Below are 21,278 nucleotides of genomic sequence, written 5' to 3'. Positions count from 1 at the left end.
AGGGACATAACTATACCGAACTGTACGGTATTATTATTTGACATTTCCCGGACAGTCAAGCAATACTGAACGCATGTGTACGAAAAAGAGTCACAGCCAAGACCACCACGGGGGACATGCAAATGAGAGTAAAGACTGCCGCCAAGCGCGATGCCATCCTGGCCGCGGCGGCTGAAGTGTTCAGGGAAGCGGGCTTCGAAGGCGCGTCGATGGCGGAGATCTCGGCGCGCATCGGCGGCTCCAAGGGCACGCTGTACGCCTATTTCGACTCGAAGGAAGACCTGTTCGTGGCGGTGATGCACGAAGAGGCGAAGAAACAGCTCGATCCGGCGCTGGATGCGCTGGACGGCGACAATCTTGAAACAACTTTACGTATGTTGGGAGAGAAGGCCGTTGTTTTCCTGTGCCAGACCAGCGCCATACAGACGCGTCGGGTGATCCTGGCCGAATCCGGCCGCAGCGACATCGGCCGGCGCTTCCATGAAGAAGGCCCCAAGAGGGGAATGCAGCGCATCGCCGCATTCATGCAGCAGCAGATGGAGGCCGGACGCTTGAAGCAGGCCGACCCCATGCTGGCGACGCTGCAATTGTGCGCGCTGCTGGAGTGCGAGACATTGACGCCGCTGATGCTGGGCCTGGAAACGTCGATTTCCCGGCCGCGCATCAAGCGCATGGTCGGCCGCGCCGTCGACACCTTCCTGGCGGCCTACGCGACGCAGTGATCAGTAATTAGTGATCAGTGATGCCGGCCGACGCCTACGGCGTCGAACATCTCGCGCGCGGCGCTACCCCAGCGCTACTCCAGCGCCGTCCACTTCCGGCTGCTCGCCGCCGACTCCACCACCTTCTCGATAAAGCGCACGCCCTGCCTGCCGTCTTCCACGCGGGGATAGTCGGCCTCCAACGGGTCGGCGACGCGGCCATCCGCGCGCGCGCGGATGTCGGCCGCCACGCCCAGGTAGACATTCGCAAAGGCTTCGATGAAAGCCTCGGGATGGCCGGCCGGAATCCGGCCCGCGCGCCGGGCCGATTCGCTCAGCCATGGCGAGCCGCGCGTCAGGATGCGGCGCGGCCCGTCCAGCGGGGAATGGACCAGCTGGTTCGGCTCCTCCTGGCGCCATACCAGCGTGCCCAGCGTGCCGGAGACCTGCAGCCGCAGATCGTTCTCCAGCCCCGCCGCCACTTGCGACGCCACGATGATGCCGCGCGCGCCTGCGGCGTAGCGCAGCAGCAATTGCGCATCGTCGTCCAGGCGGCGGCCGGCGCCGAAGACGGTGAGATCGGCGCACAGCGCGTCCGGCCGCAGGCCGGTGACGGTGGCGGCCAGGTTCTCGGCATGCGAACCGATGTCGGCCATGGTGCCGGCGCTGCCGCTGCGCAGCGGGTCCAGCCGCCAGTCGGCCTGCTTGTTGCCGCCGCCTTCCACGTCAGCGGCCAGCCAGCCCTGGTTGTATTCCACGGCGATCTTGCGCAGCGTGCCCAGCGCGCCGCTGCGCACCAGGTGGCGCGCTTCGCGCACCATGGGATAGCCCGTGTAGTTATAGGTCACGCCGAACACGGTGCCGGCCTGGCGCACCGCGGCCACCAGCTCGTCGGCCTGGGCCCCGGTGTGCACCAGCGGCTTGTCGCACACCACATGGAACCCCGCTTGCACGAAGGCCAGCGCCACCGGGTGATGCACATGGTTGGGCGTGACGATGCTGACCAGGTCGATGCGCTCGTCGGGGCTGCGGCGCAACTCGTCAGCCAGCAATGCCTGCCAGCTGCCGTGGTTGCGGCCGTCGGCCAGGCCCAGCGCGGCGCCCGATTCGCGCGCGCGCTCAGGCGAGGACGAGAGCGCGCCGGCCACCAGTTCGAACTGGCCATCCAGCGCCATGGCCTTGCGATGCACGGCGCCGATGAAGGCGCCGTGGCCGCCGCCCACCATGGCGTAGCGTAGTTTTCTTTGATTGGACATACCTGGAGCCCTTATTGGTTTTGGTCATCGTGGCGGTCCGGCCGGATCAGGCCTGCCGGTCCCTGGCAAACACGGCGTCGAACGCGCCGGCCGCGGGCTTGAAATCGAGCCGCCGGCAAAAGGCCGCGCTCTCGGTGGCGCCATGCACGCGATCCATGCGGCTGTCCTCCCACTCCACCGAGAGCGGTCCCTGGTAGCCGATATCGTTGAGGGCGACGATGATCGATTCGAAATCGACCATGCCCCGCCCCACGCTGCGGAAATCCCAATAGCGGCGGGCGTCGCCGAAGCTGGTGTGGCCGCCGAACACGCCCACGCTGCCGTCGCCCTTGCCCCACCAGACATCCTTCATGTGGACGTTGTAGATGCGCTCGGCGAACTGGCGGATGAACTTCACATAGTCCACGCCCTGGTAGGCCAGGTGGCTGGGGTCGAAATTGAAGCCGAAGCGCCGGTGCCCGTTCACCGCGGCGATGGCGCGTTCGGCCGAGGCGATGTCGAAGGCGATTTCGGTCGGGTGCACTTCCAGCGCGAAGTTGATGTCGTGCCGTTCGAATGCCTCGAGGATAGGGCCGAAGCGCTGCGCGAAATCGGCGAAGCCCTTGTCCCAGTAGGCTTGCGTGGTCGGCGGGAACGCATAGATGGCATGCCAGATCGCGGAACCGGTAAAGCCGGTGACCGTCTTCACGCCGAACCTGGCGGCGGCCAGCGCGGTGTCGGCCAGCTCGCGCGCGGCGCGCTGGCGCACGCCTTCGGGGTCGCCATCGCCCCACACATGGGGCGGCAGGATGGACTGGTGGCGCTCGTCGATGCGGTCGCACACCGCCTGCCCCACGAGATGGTTGCCGATGGCCAGGCATTGCAACCCGTGCCTGGCCAGCAGCGCGCGCAGGTTCTTGAGGTACTGCTCGGACGCCAGCGCCTGCTGCACGTTGAAGTGGTCGCCCCAGCAAGCCAGCTCCAGGCCGTCGTAGCCCATCTTCCGGGCCAGCGGCGCCAGTTCCGCCAGGGGCAGGTCGGCCCATTGGCCGGTGAAAAGAGTGACGGGTCTTGGCATATGCCGGACTCCTGTTGCGCGTGTTGCGCGATGCGTTGAGCGCGCGGCCCGGTCCCGGCCGCCGCGCAAGGAAAGCGTCCCGCCCCGCATCGGGGCGGGACCGGTCCGGCCATCAGAACGGCGAGTCCGGGAAATAGAAGCTCTTCGCGTTATCCCTGGTGATCAGCACCGAAGGAATGATGGTCGTGGCCGGCAGCTTGTCGCCCTTGATGCGCGCCTCGGCAGTGAGCTTGATGGCGTCGTAGATGAACTTGGGGCTATACGACACGTTGGCCTGGATCAGCGGATTGCTGCCGTCGATCAGCGTCTTGATCATGCCCTTGGCGCCGGCGCCGCCGAACACCAGCTTGATGTCCTTGCGCCTGGATTGCTCGATGGCCTTGAGCGCGCCCACCGCCATGTCATCGTCGGCGGCCCACACGGCGTCGATCTGCGGGAAGCGCGTCAGGTAGTCCTGCATCACCTTGAAGGCATCGTCGCGGTTCCAGTTGGCATACTTGGCATCCAGCAGTTTGATGTCGGGATGCTGCTTGAGCACGGCGTTGAAGGCATCCATGCGCTCGTTGTCGAGCGTGGTGGCGATGCCGCGCATGGCCACCACATTGCCACGACCGTTGAGCGCCTTGGCGATGTACTCGGCCGGGATCTTGCCGAAGGCCGTGTTATCGCCGGCGACATAGGCGTCCTGCGCGCTGGCGTCGGTCAGGCCGCGGTCGACCACCGTCACGTAGACGCCTTTGGCCTTGACCTGTGCCACCGGCTTGGTCAGCGCCGCCGATTCGAAGGGGAAGACCACCAGCGTGGTGATCTTGTTGACCGTGACCAGGTCCTGCAACTGGTTGGCCTGCTCGGGCGCGCCGCCGGCGGTCTTGACGATGACCTGCAGGCCCGGATGGGCCTTTTCCAGATCCTTCTTGGCCTGGTTGGCCCAGTACACGATACCGGCCGTGAAGCTGTGCGTGGCCGACGGAATGGCGACACCGACCACCACCTTGTCGGCCTGCGCCAGGGCCGGCCCCGCCAGCGCCATCGCCGCTGCGGCGCCCATGGCTGACAGGGCCAGGCGGCGGGTCAAAGAAAGCTTGCTGTTCATGCGTTGTCTCCTGTTGTCTTATGAAAAGGCCGGGCAAACCGGCCGGTTGGGGAACACACTGCAAACTGCAACCGATAACTGAAACCGATCACGGAAACCATTCACGGAAATCATTCATGGAACGCCCCGGCTTCACTTCCTGCCGCGCTGCATGAAGGCCACCGCGATGATCACGAAGCCCTGCACCGCCGCGTTCAGGTACACGCTGATGATGCTGGTCAGGTTGAGGATGTTGCTGATCACCGAGAGCAGGATGGCGCCCACCACCGTGCCGGCGATGCTGCCGGCGCCGCCCTTCAATACCGTGCCGCCCACGATCACCGCGGCGATCGCCTCCAGCTCCCACAGCAGGCCGGTGGTCGGCGATGCCGATCCCAGGCGCGGCACGTAGAGCAGCGTGGCGATGCCCACGCAGACGCCGAGCAGCATGTAGGTGAGGATCTTGACCTGGTGCACATCCACCGCGGCATACTGCGCCACCTGCTCATTGGAACCGATCGCCTGCACGTAGCGGCCGTAGGCGGTACGGTTGAGGATCACGCCGCCCAGCAGCGCCACCAGCAGGAACACCCACACCGGCACCGGCACGCCCAGCAGATTGGCGTAGTACACCGGGCTGTAGATGTCGGAGAGGTCGTTCTCCAGCGTGATGGCGCCGCCGTTGGAAAAATAAGTCAGGTAGGCGCGGAAGATGCCCAGCGTGCCCAGCGTCACGATGAAAGGCTCGATGCGCCCCTTGGTAATGAGCAGGCCGTGCACCAGCCCGAACACCGCCCCCAGCGCCACCGCCAGCAGCATGCCCGCGGCCACGGCCGCGATGGGCGAACCCAGCACGGGCGCCATGGCGTTCATGAACAGGATCACCGAGCCCGCGATCAACGCCGCCATCGAGCCCACCGACAAGTCGATGCCGCCCGAAATGATGACGAAGCACATGCCCACCGCGATGATGCCGATGAAGGCGGTGCGCGTGAGCACGTTCATCACGTTGTCGTAGGTGGCGAAATTGCTGTTGAGCAGGGTGCCGGCAATGCACAACAGCACCAGGCCGATGACCGGCCCAAAGCCGTGCAGCCGGCTCCACCAGGCGGACATGGCCGCGGTGCGGGGACTGCCGCCGGGGCGCGCGGCGGCGGCGTTTTCAGCGGGTACCTGTGGCATGGACGATCAACTCCTCTTCGGTCAGGTGCGGCTCTTGCAGCGTGGTTTGCAGGCGGCCGGCGCGCATCACCGCCACGCGGTGGCACAGGCCAATCAGCTCCATCAGTTCGGACGAAATCACGATCACCGCCAGGCCCTGCGCCGCCAGGCGCTGCACCAGGTGGTAGATCTCGCGCTTGGCGCCCACATCCACGCCGCGCGTGGGCTCGTCGAGCACCACCACCGACGGCCCCGGATGCAGCACCTTGGCCAGCGCCAGCTTTTGCTGGTTGCCGCCGGACAGCGCAGATGCGCGCACCTCCAGCGCGCCGGTGCGAATGCCGAACTCCTGCACTGCGGCGCGCAGCGCGGCCTGTTCGGCGGCCGGGTCGAGCCAGGGCCTGGCGTAGCGCTCCAGGGCCATCAACGTGAGATTGGGACGCAGCCCCAAGTGCACATGCAAGCCCTTGCCCTTGCGGTCTTCGCTGAGATAGGTGAGGCCGTGGCGCGCCGCATCGCGCGGGTTCCTGATCTGCACCGGCTTGCCCGCCAGCTCCAGCACGCCGCCGGCGCGCGGGCGCAGGCCGAGCAGGCCCTCGAACAGTTCGGTGCGCCCGGCGCCGACCAGGCCGGCAAAGCCCAGTATCTCGCCGCGCCGCACCTCGAAATCGATATCCTCGGCCCAGCCCGGCACCGTCATGCCGCGCACCCGGATCGCCGGTGCGCCATCCGGCGCCGGCAGCTTGGCGGGGAACAAGTCGGCCAGCTCGCGCCCCACCATCAGGTTGGCCATCTGCCGCCGCGTCAGCGACGCCGTAGGTTCGCGCGCGACCAGCAAGCCGTCGCGCATCACGATCACCTCATCGGTGGTCCGTTCCACCTCGTCCAGCTTGTGGGAGATATAGATGATGGTCACGCCCGCGGCCTTAAGTTCGGCCATCAGCGCGAACAGGCGCTCGGTTTCGCCCGGCGTCAGCGTGGCGGTGGGTTCGTCCATGATGAGCAGGCGCGCGCGGCGGGCCAGCGCGCGGGCAATCTCCACCAGTTGCTTCTCGGCCACGATCAGCTTGCGCACGCGCGTGTCGGGATCCAGCGGCAGCCCGACCTTGGCCAGCGCCGCACGGGTCTGCTCACGCATCGCGCGGTCGTCGAGGAACAGGCCCTTGCGGATCTCATGCCCGAGGAAGATGTTCTGCATGATCGTGAGATCGTCCGCCAGATTGAATTCCTGGTGGATCAGCACGATGCCCTGCGCCTCGGCCGCGCGCGGACCGCCGCCCGGCGCGCGCACGGCGCCGTCGATCGCCACGGCGCCGCCGCTCGGGCTCTCGTAGCCGGCCAGGATCTTCATCAGCGTCGACTTGCCGGCGCCGTTCTCGCCCAGCAAACCGTACACGCGGCCCGGCTGCAGCGCGAAATCCACGCCGTGCAGCACGCGCACCGGACCGAACGCCTTGGTCACGTTACGGAATTCGACGGCCACACTCATGATGCGTCTCCTGCGGCGCTGGCCATGCTCTGCTGCATGGCCAGCACACCCGCGCCCACCACGCCGGCATCGTCGGCCAGGGGCGCGTACTGAATCTCAAGGTGGCGGGTGGAGAGCGCCAGCGAGCGGTGGTACACGCTCTGGCGCACCGAGGCCAGGAACAGCGGCCCCATGTCGGCGACCCGCCCGGCGATGAATACGTGCGAAGGATTGAAGAAATTGACCACCGAAGCCAGCATCTGCCCCACCAGGTTGCCGGCGCGCTGGATGATGGCATTGGCCGCCACATCGCCGGCCCGGCTGGCCTGGGCCACGTCTTCCAGCGTCAGCACGCCGGTCGCCTGCAGGCGCTCGGCCAGCAGCGCGCTCTCGCCGCGCTGCGCGGCCTGCACCGCCATGCGGGCCATCGCCGGCGCCGCCGCCATCGCTTCCACGCAACCCTGGTTGCCGCAATGGCAACGCGGGCCGGCCTGGTCCACGCAGATATGGCCGACGTCGCCGGCCGAGCCGTTGGCGCCGCGGTAGACCTGGCCATGGCACACGATGCCGCAACCGATGCCGGTGCCGACCTTGATGACCAGGAAATTGGGCAGGTTGCGCTGCAGCCGGTACATTTCGCCGAGCGCCATCAGGTTGACATCGTTGTCCACGAACACCGGCGCGGCGAACGCCTCGCGCAGGTAATCGCGAATGGAAAAACCGTCCCAGTCGGGCATCAGCGGCGGATTGACCAGCTGGCCGCTGGCGAAATCCACCGGCCCCGGCACGCCCACGCCGATGGCGATGAGCTGTGTCGCCGGCCGCCGGCAGCGCGTGAGCAGCTCCCGCATCAGGCCGCGCAGCCGCGCCAGGATCACGCCCGGCCCCTGGCGCACGTCGATGGGTTCGCGGTGGCGCGCCAGCACGGCCATGTCCGGCCGCATGATGGCCACCTGCATGCTGGTGGCGCCCAGGTCGACGCCGATCACCACGCCCAGCGTCTGGCTCAGGCGCAAGGTCTCGGCGCGGCGGCCACCGGAAGATTCCTGCAGCCCCACCTCGTCGAGCAAACCCTCGTCCAGCAAGGCCGCCACCATGGCGTTGGCCTTGCTCTTGGAATAGGCTAGCCGCTGCGCCAGCGCGTTGCGCGATGCGCCGGCCGACCAGAAGATGGTCTGCAAGACGTCGAGGTCTTCCGTGCCGCAGTTGTGCCAGCGTGCCAAGATTTGTCTCCGGTCATGGCGCCTCATGTCGGGCGCTTGCAGGAATACTATGTGGTCGGCTTTGGCTTATCAAGTCGTAACTTAGACCTAATTCAGGTCAATCCAGCGCTGCCAAAAACGGCCGCCATGCGCCCGGTCAAACATCGTCATCCGAGCTTGAAGGTTCCGACCACCAACGCCAGCTCGCCGGCTTGCCCTTTCAATGAATCGGCCGCGGCGGCGGCCTGTTCGACCAATGCCGCGTTCTGTTGGGTGGTCTGGTCCATCTGGGCGATGGCCTGGTTGACCTCATTGAGCCCGCTGCTCTGTTCTTGCGTAGCGGCCGTGATTTCGCCGACGATGCCGGTCACGCGCCTGACGCTGGCCACTACCTCGCTCATGGTGGCGCCGGCCTGCTCCACCAGCAGGCTGCCGGCGCCCACCTTCTGCACCGAGTCGTCGATCAGTTCCTTGATTTCCTTGGCGGCCGCGGCCGAACGCTGCGCCAGCGAGCGCACCTCCGACGCCACCACCGCGAAGCCGCGCCCCTGCTCGCCGGCGCGCGCCGCTTCCACAGCCGCATTCAATGCCAGGATGTTGGTCTGGAAGGCGATGCCGTCGATCACGCCGATGATGTCGGCGATCTTGCGCGAGCTTTCGGTGATGCCTTCCATGGTCTGCACCACCTGGCCGACCACGCCGCCGCCCCGGATCGCCACGTCGGAGGCCGATTCGGCCAGTTGGTTGGCCTGGCGCGCGTTGTCGGCGTTTTGCCTGACGGTGGAGGTCAGCTGTTCCATGGCCGAGGCGGTCTCTTCCAGCGAACCGGCCTGCTGCTCGGTGCGCGAGGACAGGTCGAGGTTGCCGCTGGCAATCTCGGACGTGGCCGTGCCGATGGTGTCGGTGCGCTGGCGCACTTCGCTGACGATATTGCGCAGGCTCTCGTTCATCGCGCGCAACGCTTCCATCAAGCGGCCGGTCTCGTCGCGGCCCCTGGGCCGGATATGCACCGTCAGGTCCCCCTTGGCCACACGTTGCGCCACCTCGACCGCCGCCTTGAGCGGACCGGACACATTGCGCCCCACGACAAGCGCCAGCACGCATGCAACCAAGACGGTGGCGCCCAGCAAGCCGAAGATCCAGATCTCGGCCACGGTATAGACGCGATACGCGGCCCGGTCGGCGCGCGCGCTGCCTTCGCCGTTGATTTTCACGATCGCCTCAAGATTGGCCACCATGCTGCGGAACACTTTGCCGGATTCGCCGTTGAACAAGGCCCGCGTCTCGTCGTATTGCTGATTGGCCGCCATCTCGGACAATTGCTTGTCCATCTCGATATAAGCGGCGAAACTCTTGCTGAACTGCGCGTATTGGGCTTTCTCTTCCGGTTCCGAAATGCGCTGCTCGTAAATGGCGCGCTGCCTGGCAAGCATGCCCAGGCGCGCCTGGATGGTCTGGTTGGCGGCAGCGCGCTCAGCGGGTTGCACCGCCGTCACCAACTCCAGCTCGGCGATGCGCATGAGCGGCAGCGAACGTTGTATCTCCCTGGCCGCCTCGATCGAGGGCATCCATTTGCTGACGATTTCCGCCGACGCCTTGTTCACTTCCTTGAGCCGGCTGACGGAGAACAAGCCGACCATCACCGTCAAGGCGATCATCAGGCCGAAGGAAAAGGCGAGTTTTCTTGCGATATTCAGATTCAAAAACCAGTTCATGTCATCCTCAAATTCCGGTTTGTATCGTTTTTTTTGTGGGGGAAGGAACGGCCATTGTTGGCGGCGCGCCGGATCGCGCGCACGCAAACTTGCGCGTCGCCGCCGGGAACTCCGGAAACGCCGTGAGGAGGCTTGATGCCGGCGTTAAAGAAGGGGAATCTGTGGAGACGACCCGCCCCCATTTCATCAGCAGGAGCGAGATGCGTCCTGGCGCGACGCGTGCGCAACCTCCCCCGAGGCCACTCGACCAAGCGAGACCGGGATGAATATTAAATATTCGGGGGATGTCTTTCCAATGAATTAAATCGCGGGCTCAATGCCCTAATCGATATCATTTGGCGCGGCGGGAAATGCGCCTGTCTGCGAAAGCCGATTTCCTGCCTCGCGTTCTTGGCAAGCCGACAAGGCCGCTCACCATGACGGGCAGGCGCGGGCCCGGGGCCGCAGACAATGCGCCGCCATCCGGGGCTGACGGCCTCTTGCGGCTGCCGCCCCGCGGCGCATCTATTTGACCTTGATAACCACCTTTCCCTTGGTACGCCCGGCCTCGACATAATCCAGCGCATCATTGGCCGCGTCGAACGCGAAGACTTTATCCAGGACCGGACGTATCACGCCGGAGTCAACCAGCGACGCGATTCTTTTCAATTGTTCGCCATTGGCCCGCATGAAAAGAAATGAAAAATTGACATTGAGTTGCCTTGCCTTTCTTTTGGCGCCAAAGCTTAAAATCCGCATGATCGATGCGACCAGCCACGAAGCACCGATCTCTTTTGCAAAATCCGAATCCGGCGGCCCGGAGATGGAGATCAATGTCCCGCCCTTTTTCAGGATGCGCATGGATTTCTCCATCGTCTTGCCGTCCTGGCTATGCAAGACAACGTCATAGTCCGACAAGATCTTTTCAACGTCATCCTTCTTGTAGTCGATCACAATATCTGCGCCAAGGCGCCTCACCCAATCTGCATTGGCGGCACTGGCACTGGTCGCCACCGTTGCGCCCAGGTGCTTCGCCAGCTGGATGGCAAATGTCCCAACCCCGCCGGAGCCGGCCTGGATGAAAACCTTCTGCCCCTTCTTCAATCCCGCTTTTTCGACCAACGCCTGCCACGCAGTTAAACCGACCAGCGGCAGCGAGGCGGCTTCTTCCATCGAGACCGATTCCGGTTTCAAGGAAACGTCTTTTTCATTCATCGAGATGAACTCAGCGAATGTGCCGATCCTGTCTTTGTCAGGACGGGCATAGACCTCATCCCCCGGCTTGAAGCGGCTTACCTTGGCCCCGGTCTTGATCACCACGCCGGCCACATCGTTACCTAAAATCAAAGGCAATCCATAGGGCAGGACGAGTTTGAATTCTCCGCTCCTGATTTTGGCATCAAGCAGATTGACGCCTGCGGCGTGGACTTGGACCAATACATCATCGTCACGCACAGCCGGCTCCGGCATGTCGGCAGGATGCAGACGGTTATTGCGGCCATAGCGTTTGATGATGAATGCCTTCATGATGTCTTTCCCGATTCTGTTTAGGTGTTCCTGCATGTTGGCCGTGGCCTCATTGCTCGCTGCAAAATATTGACTGCCTGGATTTTCCCGATGCCGGCGCCATAAAAACGCTCTCACATGATGCCCAAATATGCGCGCAGGCGCATGTCGTCGCCAGTGAAAATCGACATGGCCTCGACGTCCGGGAGCATGGCTTTCGCTGCTGCATGCCGGGTCGCAGCGGCGACGGCAGGACATTCCGGTTCCGCGGCGTTTTCCAATCGACCGCTTTTCTTCTCTGCGTCACTCCGCCCGATTTGGCTGCGAACCGGTATCTTCATGATTCCAGCCGCAAGTCTTTTCTGATACCGGCATCGACCAGGGCCGCCGGAGCGAATCTATGCAAAAAGCGCAGGCGCCTCGCCAACCCGCCGGCGGAGTAACGAAGCACGGGCCGACGGGAAATTGCCGCTTTGAGCACGGTGTCAGCCACGACCTCAGGGCCGTCTGCGCCAATCAGCACCTCTTTTACGCGCTGGTTCAGGGCCGCGCGAATTTCACGGTACAGGTCGAGCGCATTGTCAGGCTCCATGGAATTCGCATCGAACCGGGTATTGATATAGCCAGGCTCGATAACCGAGACGCGAATGCCCATCGTGCGCAATTCGTGGTCGAGCGATTCCGAATATCCCGCTACGGCATGCTTGGTCGCGGAGTAAAGCGCCATGTAGGGCATGGGCAGAAAACCCAGCACCGAACCGATATTGAGGATACGCCCGGCACGCTGCCGGCGCATGTGAGGAACCACGGCGCGCGTCATTCGAACCAGCCCGAAAAAGTTGGTTTCAAAGATCGAGCGGGCCTGCTCAAGCGAGCTCTCCTCCGCCGCAGCCGGAGCAACGCCGAAACCGGCATTGTTCACCAGCAGATCGATCCGGCCGCTTTGCCGCATCACCGCATCAACGGCAGCGTCGACCGAATCGTCGCTGGTCACATCGAGCGATAGCATGTCGAACGGCTGTTGGCCCTGGGCCCCGCGCCGACTCGTGCCGTAAACCTTATACCCGGCTTGTGCAAGCCGCAACGCGCTTGCTTCGCCAATCCCCGAAGAGGCTCCGGTCACCAGTGCGATTTTCCTGTCCATCATGTTCTCCCGACTTTCATCAACAAGCCTCCGGCGGCTTTAAACCAGTTTTTCCACAAAAATATTACGATCATCATATTTATAATCAAAAAAACAGGCACGCATGCCCGTACCCCTGCGGTCAGGAATCGGACGGAGCCAGTTTTTTCCGCGCCGCCTCGAGAAAACTTTCAGACAACCTGGGGTCGTCGACGGCGCGCGCCATGATCATGGCGCCGACAATTGAAGCGACGATCATCAGCGCCTCTTCATGTCCAGCCGGGGTTCCCCAGCCGGGCAGCTCGCGCGCGACCACATCGATCATCTCTTTGATGCGGCGGGTCGCGGCGTGCCGCACCTCTGGCGCCTGACGCGGCATTTCCGAACCCAGCGCGGAAATCGGACAACCGGTTTCAATCCCGGCAAAATGCTCCGCCGACAGGTAGGCCCGGATCATTGCCGGCAAAGCCTGCCCGGGCGGAACCGCGGCAGCGATGCGTTCCGACAGACCGACGGCTTCCGCACCGGCACGATCCGCCGCTTCCGCCAGCAACGCTTCACGCGACGCGAAGTGGGCGTAGAAGCCGCCGTGCGTCAGCCCGGCCTCCTTCATGATGTCGGCCACTCCGGTGCCGTGATAACCGCTGCGCCGAATCGCGCGCGCGGCGACCTCAACGATGCGCTCATGCGTGATTTCCTTGCGGCTGGCGGTTTTTTGCCCAATGGCTTTCGATTTCATGACGACCATCATATATCATTACGCAAAAAAATGCTCAGCGAATCAATTTGCGCTACTTTCCTGTCGCATCCGCGCATCATTCCACTGCCCAAAGGTTGGGCCGCCACGCCATTGATGCCCGGCGTCCCCGGCATGCCTTGGCCAGGTTGTTACACGCCAAATGTACACATCACCGCATTCAATCGTCCCAGCCTCCCGATCACCGCGGCCGGACTTTCCATGAAATGCATGCCAGTGCACGAGCCGGTCATGACGACCTGTCCTTTTTGCAAGGGCATGCCGCGTCGCTGCGCATGCCTGGCCAGCCAGGCGACGACCATCTCCAGGTCGCGCATGGGGTTGCCGCCTTTGGCCTGGGCGACCAATGAACCGCCTACCTCCAGGCTGGCCTCGAGCCCGGAAAAATCGATCCTGCCCATCGATTCGATCGGGATTTCCGGACCGAGGACGATGGCGCCATGGCTCTGCAGGTCGGCCAATGCCGCGTTGGGATTGGGACAAGGAAACGGCGCCAGCCTGGTTTCGACGATCTCGAAAGCCGGCATTGCGGCGTCGAATATTTCACCGATATCGATGCCCGATGCCGCCAGCTCGCCCGGCCCGACATCGGCGCGCAGGCGCAGGGCCAGCTCGACCTCCACACCGCACAGCGGCCACTGGCTCAACATGAATGCGGCGCCGTCGCCAAGGATGCCGAGCGCGGGCAGCGGCGCGCAGTGCGGCTCATGCCCCGGCCCCTTGTGCCCGACCTTCCAGCCGCCGACCGGCCCCAGGAAATCCAGGCAGGCATCCTGCACCGCGTAGGCCTGCTCCCTGCTGTCGACCGGCACTTGCCGATAATCCAAGGGAATGCCGCTTTCCCGGGCCTGCCGCAATAGTCGGGCGATGTCGTGTGCTTGCATCGGTTCTGCCTCAATCAGGCGCCAGAGATGGCGGCATGGGCATGCCCAGGGCGGGCAATTCCATTGCAATATGTTCGGCGAACGCCAATAGCGCGGCGTCGGCGCCGTGCGGCGCGATCAGTTGCATCCCGGTGGGCAGGCCGGCGACCAGCCCGGTGGGAATGGCGATGGCAGGCAGCCCGGCCGCGTTGGCCAGCGCGGTGAAGACCGCGTGGTCGCGCGGCCCGGCGGGCCGGCCGCCGATGATCGCAGGGAAAGCCTCATCCGCGGCCCAGGGCAAGGCGGCCGTGGCGGGCGTGAGAATGAAATCATGCGCATGCCACAGCTGCGCCAGCGCGCGCCGCAGCAGCATCACTTCGCGCTGCAGCGCATACAGCGCGCTGCCGGGCAATGCGCGGCCGGCCATCAAGGTCGCGCGCGCCGCCGCGCCGCACTGCTGTTCAAAGGCGTTGGCCCGATCCGGTGCGCCGGGCTGCGCCTGCGCCAGCCACGCCAGGCCGGCCGCCGACAGGGATGGCCACAACTCGTTGACGGCATCGGCCAGATTGAACGCGGCTTGCTCGACCACCACATGTCCGAGCCTGGACAGGCACCGTGCAACCGCCTGCGCATTGGCCGCAATGCCGGGATCGACCTCGACGCCGGCAAACCGCGGCAAGTAAAGAATGCGGCGCGCCGCTGCGACCTCGGAGGGCGGCGAGCGCAACGGCTGCGCGGCCAGGACTTCCATCATGATCCGCACATCCTGGATCGACCGGCCCAGCCCGCCGACGCTTTCGTATTCCAGGAAAATCTCGGGCAGGCCGCCCTGCCGCGGCACCAGGCCTGCCGACGGCTTGAAACCGAACAGGCCGCAATGTGCCGCAGGTCGCCTGATCGAACCGCCGCCGTCGGTTGCCAGCGCCAGCGGGCCGCAGCCGGAAGCCACTGCCGCGGCGGCGCCGCCCGAGGAACCGCCGGGCGTCAGGCGCGCATTCCAGGGATTGCGGGTGGCGCCGAAGCGCAGATTGGAGGTATAGCCCTGCATGGCGAACTCGGGAAGGTTGCTCTTGCCGAGCAAGACCGCGCCCGCCGCACGCAGGCGCGCCACCGGCAGTTCATCGGCCGCCTCCGGGCCGGCTCCGTAGAGCCGGCTTCCCCAGGTGGTCGGCATGCCGCGCACGTGAAGATTGTCCTTCACGGTCAGCGGTATCCCGTCCAGCATTCCCCATGCTGCGCCGGCGGCCCAGCGGCGCGCGCTGGCATGCGCCGCCTCCAGCGCGCCATGGGCGGCCACCGCGGTCATGGCGTTGATGGTCGGCTGGCATTGCTCGATGCGCGCCAGGCACGCCAGCGCGGCGTCGACCGGCGTGAACGCCCGGCGCCGGTATCCGTCGGCCAGCGCCGCCGCGCCCAGGCGGCACAGATCGCCGGCGGCGTCGATTTGCGCGGAAGGTTCCATTTACTCGGGCAGCTCGCCGGCCGGACGTCCCAGCCATTTTTGCGACAGCTTGTCGAGTTCGCCGCTGGCCTTGGCTGCGACCAGGATGTCATTGAGGCGGGCCCGCAGCTTGTCTTCGTTTTTCGGAAGGCCGATGAAATTAGGCGAGACCTTTAGCACGAACTTGAATTCGGTGTTGAGCTGGGGATTGTTCTTCATCAACACGTCGGCCACCTGCACGCTGGTCGCCACCAGTTGGGTCTGGCCCGCGGCGAAGGCGGCGATGGTGCTGTTGTTGTCTTCGAAACGGCGCAAGGTGGCGCTGGACGGCGCGACCTTGCTCAGTTCCATGTCATCCATCGAGCCGCGGGTCACGCCGATGCTCTTGTCGGCCAGGTCGGGGCCGCCTTTGACCGCGATCGCCTTGGGCCCGAACACGCCGATGAAAAAGGGCGAGTACGCCGCGGTGAAATCGACCACCTTCTCGCGCTCGGCGTTCTTGCCCAGGGTTGAGATGACAATATCCACCTTGTGCGTTTGCAGGTAGGGAATGCGGTTGGTGCTGGTGACCGGCACCAGGACCGCCTTGGCGCCCAGTTTGGCCGCCACCAGGTTGGCCATGTCGATGTCCAGGCCTTTCGGCTGCATGTCGGCGTCGACGAAACCATAGGGAGCGAAGTCGGTCGGCACCGCGATCCGGATCTGGCGCGACTTCTGAATATCCTCCAGCATGCTCTGCGCCGTCGCCGCGCAAGCCGTGGCGGCCAGCAGCAGGCTGGCCAATACCTTGATTTTCCAAGCGTTCATTTCACTCTCCCTGTTTGCTGCGTCAATAGAAAACACCCCGCCGCCCAACGCGGCAGGCGTGCCGGTCAGTGCTGCAAAATTGGCGGAGCCTGCCAGCCGATGCCCGCCGGCAAGGGCTGCAGGATGCGGCGCAGCCGCTCTACGGGATCGGCGCCGGCGGCATGGGGCTCGCCATCGAGGGGCAGCTTGCGGCCCCAGGTATCCAGGTGGCTGTCCAGCAGCGCCTGCGCCCTGGCCAGGTCGCCCGCTTCCAGGGCCGCGACGATCGCCGTGTGCTCGGTATATGAATGCAGCGCATCCTCGTCGGATTGGTGATGCAGCGCGATCAGCGTGGTGCGCGCGGTGAGGTCGCGCAGCGTTTCCGCCAGCACCGGATTGCCCAGGCAATCGGCCAGGCAGACATGGAAATCCCCCAGCAGGAAACTGCGCTGCGCAATATCGCCGCCTTGCAGCGCCAGCCTTTGCCGTTTGAGATGCAGGCGCAACTTGCGCAGCGTGGCTTTATCCACCTCCGTGCGCAGGCGCAGCAAGCCGGTTTCGATGACGCGGCGCGCTTCGAACGTCTGGAACGCTTCTTCCCGGCTGGGCTGCGCGACATACCAGCCGCTGCCGACGCTGGACGTGACCAGCCGGCGCACCGCCAATTGGGTCAATGCTTCGCGCACAATGGTGCGGCTGCAGCCGAACAGGCTGGCCAGCTGCTGCTCGCTCAACTTGTGGCCGGGCAGCAGCTTCTTGGCAAGCACGGCTTCCAGGATGCATGCGCTGATATCGGTTGATGTGGTCATGCCCAACCTGTATGCAGCTTTCATGCCATATCTGTATTCAGGTTAGGCAGCCATCCATGCCCCAAATCCGGGTCATGGCGCGTGCAAGACCGTCCTTCGTGGTGCGGTATCGCCATTGATGCGCCAAATTGGGATCGACGCAGGCAACAAAAAGCCGGCTTGCGCCGGCTTGATGCACCGCAGGTCTGCTCCGCAAATCACGGACAGGGATAAATATTACAGCCAGGGCAATGAATAGGTTTTGGTATTGCTGAAACTCTTCATTGCCTCCAGCACGCCCTCCTTATAGCCCAGCCCCGAATCCTTGATGCCGCCGAACGGCGTGAGCTCCAGACGATAGCCGGGCACTTCCCTGACATTGACGCTGCCGACCTCCAGCTCGCGGACGAAACGGGTGATGTAGTCCATGCGGTTGGTGCAGACCGAGGACGACAAGCCATAGGGGGTGGAATTGGAAATCCGGATGGCATCGGCGATATCGGTGCAACGGATCACCGGCGACACCGGCCCGAAGGTCTCTTGCGCCACCAGCCGGCAATCGGCCGGCACATGGTCCAGCACCGTCGGCGAATACAGCGCGCCCTGGCGCACGTTGCCATACAGCAGCCTGGCGCCGCAACGCTCCGCGTCCTTGACCTTGGCCTCGAATTCGATTGCCGCACGTTCGTCGATCACCGTGCCCATGTCATTGCCCGTATCCATGGGGTCGCCAAATTTGATGGCCCGGGTTTTGGCGACCAGCGCTTCCACAAATTCATCCGCGACCGCCTGGTGCACGATCATGCGCTTGATTGCCGTACAGCGCTGGCCGGAATTCTTGTAAGAACCGGAAACCGCCAGCGTCGCGGCCTCTTCGATATCGGCGTCTTCCATGACGATGATGGGATCATTGCCTCCCAGCTCCAGCACCTGGCGCTTGTAGACGGCCTTGCCGGCAATGTATTTCCCGATCGGCACGCCGCCGGTGAAGGTGATCAGATCGACGTCGATATTGGTCAGCATTTCATCGGCGATTTCCGCGGGGTCGCCGGTCACGACCGAAAACATTTCCGGCGGCAATCCGGCTTCGTACAGGATGTCGGCCAGCAGCAGCGCGGAGAATGGCGTCTTCTCGGTCGGCTTGAGCACCATCCGGTTGTTGGTCGCGATGGACGGCGCCACTTTGTGCGCGACCTGGTTCAAGGGATGGTTGAAGGGCGTGATGGCCGAGATCGCGCCCAGCAACGGTTCCTTCATCGTATAGACCTTGCGTTGCTTCCCGTGCGGCGTCAGGTCGCAGGAAAATACCTGGCCATCGTCCACCAGCGCCTGGTTGGCGGCAAACACGAAGACATCGCAGGCGCGCCCCACCTCATACAGGGTGTCCTTTTTGCACAGTCCAGATTCGGCGGTAATCAGGTCGGAAATGGCATCGCCGTTGGCGCGCAACAGTTCTGCCGCCCGCGACATGATCCGGGAGCGGTCGAAACGCGTCAGGCTCGACTTGAACTGGCGCGCCATGCGGAAAGCACCGCGAATATCGTCCACGGTCGCCTTCGGGATGGTCCCGACCAGCTTGCCGTTATAGGGGTTGCGCACTTCGATCACGCGATCGTTGCCGACCAGCTTTCCGCCTATACGCATCTTTTGGTGCAAAGGCACGCCGTCCTTTAATTTTCCCAGCTCGGATAACATCGACATATCGTCTCCTGATTGATGGTTCACCGGCCGCTATCAGGCTGCCGCCTGCATTGCCAGATGGAACACGTCAAAATTGCGCAAACGGTGATCCGACGGGATCGCGCCCAGCTTGCGATTGAACATCAGCGGCACACGCTGCTCGGAAATGCCGCCATGCGAGCGCAATGGCAGGTGCAGCTCGGACAAATCGTGGCGGGTGGTGGCCGTGCCGATCACCGTCAGGCGTTCGCTGACAACCACCAGGTCACCGATCCGGTCTTCCGGCAATTCGAAGCGCGCCGCCGCTTCGGCGCGCGTCAGCACCAACTCGACGCCGGCGATCGCCCCGATCTTGCGCGCCACGCCAGGCAGGTCGGCGCCGTCCTCCAGATACACGGTGGCGTATGAGCCCAGGGCGCCGTGATGGACGACATACGGATCGGTAATCGGCAAGATCACGCGCGCTTTCCCGGCCCCCAGTTTGGCGTCCAATACATCCTGCAGGTAGATGACATTCGGTGTGCCGGCGCTGTCGGTCTTGGCGTTCATGCCGTGATCGGCGGTCAGGCCGATAACCGCGCCGAGCGCATCGAGTTGCGTCAGGTAGTGGTCCATCATCGCGTAAAAGGCATTGGCGCCCGGCGTGCCCGGCGCGAATTTATGCTGGATGTAATCGGTCGTGGAGAGATACATGATGTCGGGGCGCTGGGTCGCCAGCAGCTTGACGCCGGCGGCAAACACGAACTCCGACAATTCCGCGCTGTAGACCGACGGCAGGGGCATGCCCACCAGCGCCAGCAGATTGTCGACGCCATTATTTTCCAGCGTCGCCTGATCGGCCTTTTCTGCCGAAAAGCAGATTCCGCGCATTTTGTTGCCGAGCAGGCTGCGCAACTTGTCTTTGGCCGTGATCACCGCCACTTTGGCGCCGGCGTCGGAGAATGCCGCAAGGATGGTGCCCGCGCGCAGATACTTGGCGTCGTTCATCATGACTTCCTGGTTGGCTTCGCGATCCAGGAAATAATTGCCGCAGATGCCATGCACCGAAGGCGGGACGCCGGTGACGATCGACAGGTTGTTCGGATTGGTGAAGCTGGGCACCACGCAATCGCCGGTCAACACCGTTCCCTGCGCCGCCATTTTTTTCAGGAACGGCGTGACGCCGGCCTGGATGGCCTGATTGATATATTCCTGCTCACAGCCGTCGACGCACACCACGACGACCGGTTTCTTCATCCATGGATAGCTGCGTCCGTTGACTTGCAGGCTTTGAGGGGTCGACATACATGATCCTTTCGGTTCTGGAGGTAATCGGGCGAGGATCGGCCCCGGCTGCATGGGCATGCAGCGGGCGCTGGGCCGATCCTCTTGGAAATAGCTTGGCCGGCTTGCCGGGTCAGCGTTTGATGAACAAGGCGACCAGCGCGCTGACGGCACAGCTGATGGCCACGATCGGAAAGACCAGCACCGTCTCTCCCGACGTATCCAGAATCCGCCCGATGAGCGGCTCGCCGAGGCCGGCGAACAGATACGATGAGAAATTCATGATGCCGGTCGCCGTGCCGGCGCGGCGCGAGCCGACCAGGTCCGGACACAGGGCCCAGAACGATGACGCCGGGCCGTACACGAAGAAGCCGCAGAGGAACAGGGCCACGACGCCGATGACCGAATTGCCCGGGATCGTGAACATCCACATGCTGGTCAGGGCGCCCAATACCATATAGAGCATGATCGCCTTGTAGCGCTTCGAGCCGAATAACTTATCCGAAATCCAGCCGTTGCTTAACGCGCCGATGGCCATCCCGACGGGAAGCGCGATACTGATCCATTTGGGGTTAAGGAATGCGTCCGGCGACTTGGCCCAGTTGGATCCGAAAAAGTGGACCGGCACCCAGACGATCAGGCCGTATCGCGCCGCATTCTGGAAGCCCAGCGAAAGGGCCGCAACGATCAGGCGCCAGTTTTTCAACACCGCCTTATACCGGGTCCAGGATGATTCCGTGGCGTCCTCATGGATGGTGTGCGCCTTGTCATTTTCATTGGCGACGCCGGTATCGAGGGGCTTGAAGCCCATGTCTTCCGGCCGTTCGCGGGCGATCAGGTAAAAGAATATGCCGCCGGCCAGCATCAGCAGGACCGGGATCCGGAATATCCAGCGCCAGTCGAGGTGAAAGATATCGAGTACGGCAATGGAGGTCACATAAGACAGTATCGAGGCGCAGCCTGCGGCAAAGACGTAGAAACCATAGACTTTTCCGCGTTCGCCGATCCCCCACCAGTTCGACAGCAGGCGGCTGCCCGGCGCCCACCCCAGGGCCTGGAAGTAGCCGTTCACCGCCCATGGAAAGACCAGGCTTGCAAAGCCGCTGGAAAAGCTGACCACCCAATTGGCGCAACAGGAAAGGATTGCGCCCAGGCTCATGATCCGCCGGCCGCCGTATTTATCCGCCAGATTGCCGTTGATGGCCTGGCCAATGGCATACGACCACAACATGGCGCTGGAGACCCAGCCCAGCATTTCCTTGGAGAGCCCGAACTCCTTCTGGATACCCGGAATCGCGAAACCGAAAGTCTGCCTTCCGGTGTAGAAGAACAGATAGCAAAGCATCGCCGCAAGCAGCATGCGCCATTGCGCACGACGAAAGCCGGTACTGCCTGCCACGAATGTAGTGGACGACGTATGTACATAACTCATTGCATGTCTCCTGTTGGGAGGATAACCG

General features: G+C 63.9%; 19 protein-coding genes. 1 reads left to right on the top strand and 18 read right to left on the bottom strand.

Annotated features, from left to right (window positions below; genetic code table 11):
• Positions 1-122: 122 nt before the first annotated feature.
• On the top strand, positions 123-722 hold the full coding sequence (locus AC07N6_RS03720) for a TetR/AcrR family transcriptional regulator C-terminal domain-containing protein (protein WP_494780963.1): 600 nt from the start codon (positions 123-125) through the stop codon (positions 720-722).
• A 74-nt stretch (positions 723-796) separates the two neighbouring features.
• On the opposite strand, the gene AC07N6_RS03715 is transcribed toward AC07N6_RS03720, so the two are convergent.
• The 18 genes from AC07N6_RS03715 to AC07N6_RS03630 all read right to left on the bottom strand — a co-directional run bounded on the left by AC07N6_RS03715 (position 797) and on the right by AC07N6_RS03630 (position 21,250).
• Entirely contained in the window at positions 797-1,957 is a 1,161-nt protein-coding gene (locus AC07N6_RS03715) for a Gfo/Idh/MocA family protein (RefSeq protein ID WP_494780962.1), read from the bottom strand.
• 46 nt (positions 1,958-2,003) lie between these two features.
• Positions 2,004-3,014: a sugar phosphate isomerase/epimerase family protein gene (locus AC07N6_RS03710; protein ID WP_494780961.1), complete on the bottom strand. Its 1,011-nt coding sequence runs from the start codon at positions 3,012-3,014 to the stop codon at positions 2,004-2,006.
• Positions 3,015-3,126: 112 nt separating this feature from the next.
• Positions 3,127-4,062, bottom strand: coding sequence for a substrate-binding domain-containing protein (locus AC07N6_RS03705; protein ID WP_494781277.1), 936 nt, complete (start codon positions 4,060-4,062; stop codon positions 3,127-3,129).
• A 177-nt stretch (positions 4,063-4,239) separates the two neighbouring features.
• The gene (locus AC07N6_RS03700; RefSeq protein ID WP_494780960.1) at positions 4,240-5,268 is read right to left on the bottom strand and encodes an ABC transporter permease; all 1,029 of its coding nucleotides are present in this window, start codon (positions 5,266-5,268) and stop codon (positions 4,240-4,242) included.
• Positions 5,249-6,736: a sugar ABC transporter ATP-binding protein gene (locus AC07N6_RS03695; protein ID WP_494780959.1), complete on the bottom strand. Its 1,488-nt coding sequence runs from the start codon at positions 6,734-6,736 to the stop codon at positions 5,249-5,251. Before AC07N6_RS03695 ends, AC07N6_RS03700 begins: the two co-directional genes overlap by 20 nt.
• Positions 6,733-7,938 (bottom strand): ROK family transcriptional regulator, encoded by a 1,206-nt coding sequence (locus AC07N6_RS03690; RefSeq protein WP_494780958.1) that lies wholly within the window; start codon positions 7,936-7,938, stop codon positions 6,733-6,735. The genes AC07N6_RS03695 and AC07N6_RS03690 overlap by 4 nt, the downstream gene beginning before the upstream one ends.
• A 146-nt stretch (positions 7,939-8,084) precedes the next feature.
• Complete coding sequence (locus tag AC07N6_RS03685; protein WP_494780957.1) at positions 8,085-9,632, bottom strand: methyl-accepting chemotaxis protein; 1,548 nt, start codon at positions 9,630-9,632, stop codon at positions 8,085-8,087.
• 504 nt (positions 9,633-10,136) lie between these two features.
• Entirely contained in the window at positions 10,137-11,138 is a 1,002-nt protein-coding gene (locus AC07N6_RS03680; protein WP_494780956.1) for an NADP-dependent oxidoreductase, read from the bottom strand.
• Positions 11,139-11,251: 113 nt separating this feature from the next.
• Positions 11,252-11,458 carry a hypothetical protein gene (locus tag AC07N6_RS03675; RefSeq protein WP_494780955.1) on the bottom strand — a complete coding sequence of 69 codons (207 nt, stop codon included), beginning with the start codon at positions 11,456-11,458 and terminating at the stop codon, positions 11,252-11,254.
• On the bottom strand, positions 11,455-12,261 hold the full coding sequence (locus tag AC07N6_RS03670; protein ID WP_494780954.1) for an oxidoreductase: 807 nt from the start codon (positions 12,259-12,261) through the stop codon (positions 11,455-11,457). The genes AC07N6_RS03675 and AC07N6_RS03670 overlap by 4 nt, the downstream gene beginning before the upstream one ends.
• A gap of 121 nt (positions 12,262-12,382) precedes the next feature.
• Complete coding sequence (locus AC07N6_RS03665; RefSeq protein ID WP_494780953.1) at positions 12,383-12,991, bottom strand: TetR/AcrR family transcriptional regulator; 609 nt, start codon at positions 12,989-12,991, stop codon at positions 12,383-12,385.
• A 137-nt stretch (positions 12,992-13,128) separates the two neighbouring features.
• Entirely contained in the window at positions 13,129-13,881 is a 753-nt protein-coding gene (locus tag AC07N6_RS03660; protein WP_494780952.1) for a 2-keto-4-pentenoate hydratase, read from the bottom strand.
• A gap of 10 nt (positions 13,882-13,891) precedes the next feature.
• Positions 13,892-15,322 carry an amidase gene (locus AC07N6_RS03655; RefSeq protein WP_494780951.1) on the bottom strand — a complete coding sequence of 477 codons (1,431 nt, stop codon included), beginning with the start codon at positions 15,320-15,322 and terminating at the stop codon, positions 13,892-13,894.
• The gene (locus AC07N6_RS03650) at positions 15,323-16,108 is read right to left on the bottom strand and encodes a transporter substrate-binding domain-containing protein (RefSeq protein ID WP_494780950.1); all 786 of its coding nucleotides are present in this window, start codon (positions 16,106-16,108) and stop codon (positions 15,323-15,325) included. It lies immediately after the preceding gene.
• A 65-nt stretch (positions 16,109-16,173) separates the two neighbouring features.
• Positions 16,174-16,896 carry a GntR family transcriptional regulator gene (locus tag AC07N6_RS03645; RefSeq protein WP_494780949.1) on the bottom strand — a complete coding sequence of 241 codons (723 nt, stop codon included), beginning with the start codon at positions 16,894-16,896 and terminating at the stop codon, positions 16,174-16,176.
• A 216-nt stretch (positions 16,897-17,112) separates the two neighbouring features.
• Positions 17,113-18,570 (bottom strand): phosphonoacetaldehyde dehydrogenase, encoded by a 1,458-nt coding sequence (gene phnY / locus AC07N6_RS03640; protein WP_494781276.1) that lies wholly within the window; start codon positions 18,568-18,570, stop codon positions 17,113-17,115.
• 39 nt (positions 18,571-18,609) lie between these two features.
• Complete coding sequence (phnA, locus tag AC07N6_RS03635; protein WP_494780948.1) at positions 18,610-19,839, bottom strand: phosphonoacetate hydrolase; 1,230 nt, start codon at positions 19,837-19,839, stop codon at positions 18,610-18,612.
• A gap of 112 nt (positions 19,840-19,951) precedes the next feature.
• Positions 19,952-21,250 (bottom strand): MFS transporter, encoded by a 1,299-nt coding sequence (locus AC07N6_RS03630; RefSeq protein ID WP_494780947.1) that lies wholly within the window; start codon positions 21,248-21,250, stop codon positions 19,952-19,954.
• Positions 21,251-21,278: the final 28 nt, after the last annotated feature.

The sequence above is a fragment of the Herbaspirillum sp. GW821-FHT09A12 genome (assembly GCF_059418325.1).
This window is presented reverse-complemented; position numbering and strand designations above follow the sequence as displayed.

What these genes read in the sequence shown, in the direction of transcription:
- AC07N6_RS03720 (WP_494780963.1), top strand. Translation starts at nt 123, where the DNA reads ATGAGAGTAAAGACTGCCGCCAAGCGCGATGCCATCCTGGCCGCGGCG.
- AC07N6_RS03715 (WP_494780962.1), bottom strand. Translation starts at nt 1,957, where the DNA reads ATGTCCAATCAAAGAAAACTACGCTACGCCATGGTGGGCGGCGGCCAC.
- AC07N6_RS03710 (WP_494780961.1), bottom strand. Translation starts at nt 3,014, where the DNA reads ATGCCAAGACCCGTCACTCTTTTCACCGGCCAATGGGCCGACCTGCCC.
- AC07N6_RS03705 (WP_494781277.1), bottom strand. Translation starts at nt 4,062, where the DNA reads ATGGGCGCCGCAGCGGCGATGGCGCTGGCGGGGCCGGCCCTGGCGCAG.
- AC07N6_RS03700 (WP_494780960.1), bottom strand. Translation starts at nt 5,268, where the DNA reads ATGCCACAGGTACCCGCTGAAAACGCCGCCGCCGCGCGCCCCGGCGGC.
- AC07N6_RS03695 (WP_494780959.1), bottom strand. Translation starts at nt 6,736, where the DNA reads ATGAGTGTGGCCGTCGAATTCCGTAACGTGACCAAGGCGTTCGGTCCG.
- AC07N6_RS03685 (WP_494780957.1), bottom strand. Translation starts at nt 9,632, where the DNA reads ATGAACTGGTTTTTGAATCTGAATATCGCAAGAAAACTCGCCTTTTCC.
- AC07N6_RS03680 (WP_494780956.1), bottom strand. Translation starts at nt 11,138, where the DNA reads ATGAAGGCATTCATCATCAAACGCTATGGCCGCAATAACCGTCTGCAT.
- AC07N6_RS03675 (WP_494780955.1), bottom strand. Translation starts at nt 11,458, where the DNA reads ATGAAGATACCGGTTCGCAGCCAAATCGGGCGGAGTGACGCAGAGAAG.
- AC07N6_RS03670 (WP_494780954.1), bottom strand. Translation starts at nt 12,261, where the DNA reads ATGGACAGGAAAATCGCACTGGTGACCGGAGCCTCTTCGGGGATTGGC.
- AC07N6_RS03665 (WP_494780953.1), bottom strand. Translation starts at nt 12,991, where the DNA reads ATGATGGTCGTCATGAAATCGAAAGCCATTGGGCAAAAAACCGCCAGC.
- AC07N6_RS03660 (WP_494780952.1), bottom strand. Translation starts at nt 13,881, where the DNA reads ATGCAAGCACACGACATCGCCCGACTATTGCGGCAGGCCCGGGAAAGC.
- AC07N6_RS03655 (WP_494780951.1), bottom strand. Translation starts at nt 15,322, where the DNA reads ATGGAACCTTCCGCGCAAATCGACGCCGCCGGCGATCTGTGCCGCCTG.
- AC07N6_RS03650 (WP_494780950.1), bottom strand. Translation starts at nt 16,108, where the DNA reads ATGAACGCTTGGAAAATCAAGGTATTGGCCAGCCTGCTGCTGGCCGCC.
- AC07N6_RS03645 (WP_494780949.1), bottom strand. Translation starts at nt 16,896, where the DNA reads ATGACCACATCAACCGATATCAGCGCATGCATCCTGGAAGCCGTGCTT.
- phnY (WP_494781276.1), bottom strand. Translation starts at nt 18,570, where the DNA reads ATGTTATCCGAGCTGGGAAAATTAAAGGACGGCGTGCCTTTGCACCAA.
- phnA (WP_494780948.1), bottom strand. Translation starts at nt 19,839, where the DNA reads ATGTCGACCCCTCAAAGCCTGCAAGTCAACGGACGCAGCTATCCATGG.
- AC07N6_RS03630 (WP_494780947.1), bottom strand. Translation starts at nt 21,250, where the DNA reads ATGAGTTATGTACATACGTCGTCCACTACATTCGTGGCAGGCAGTACC.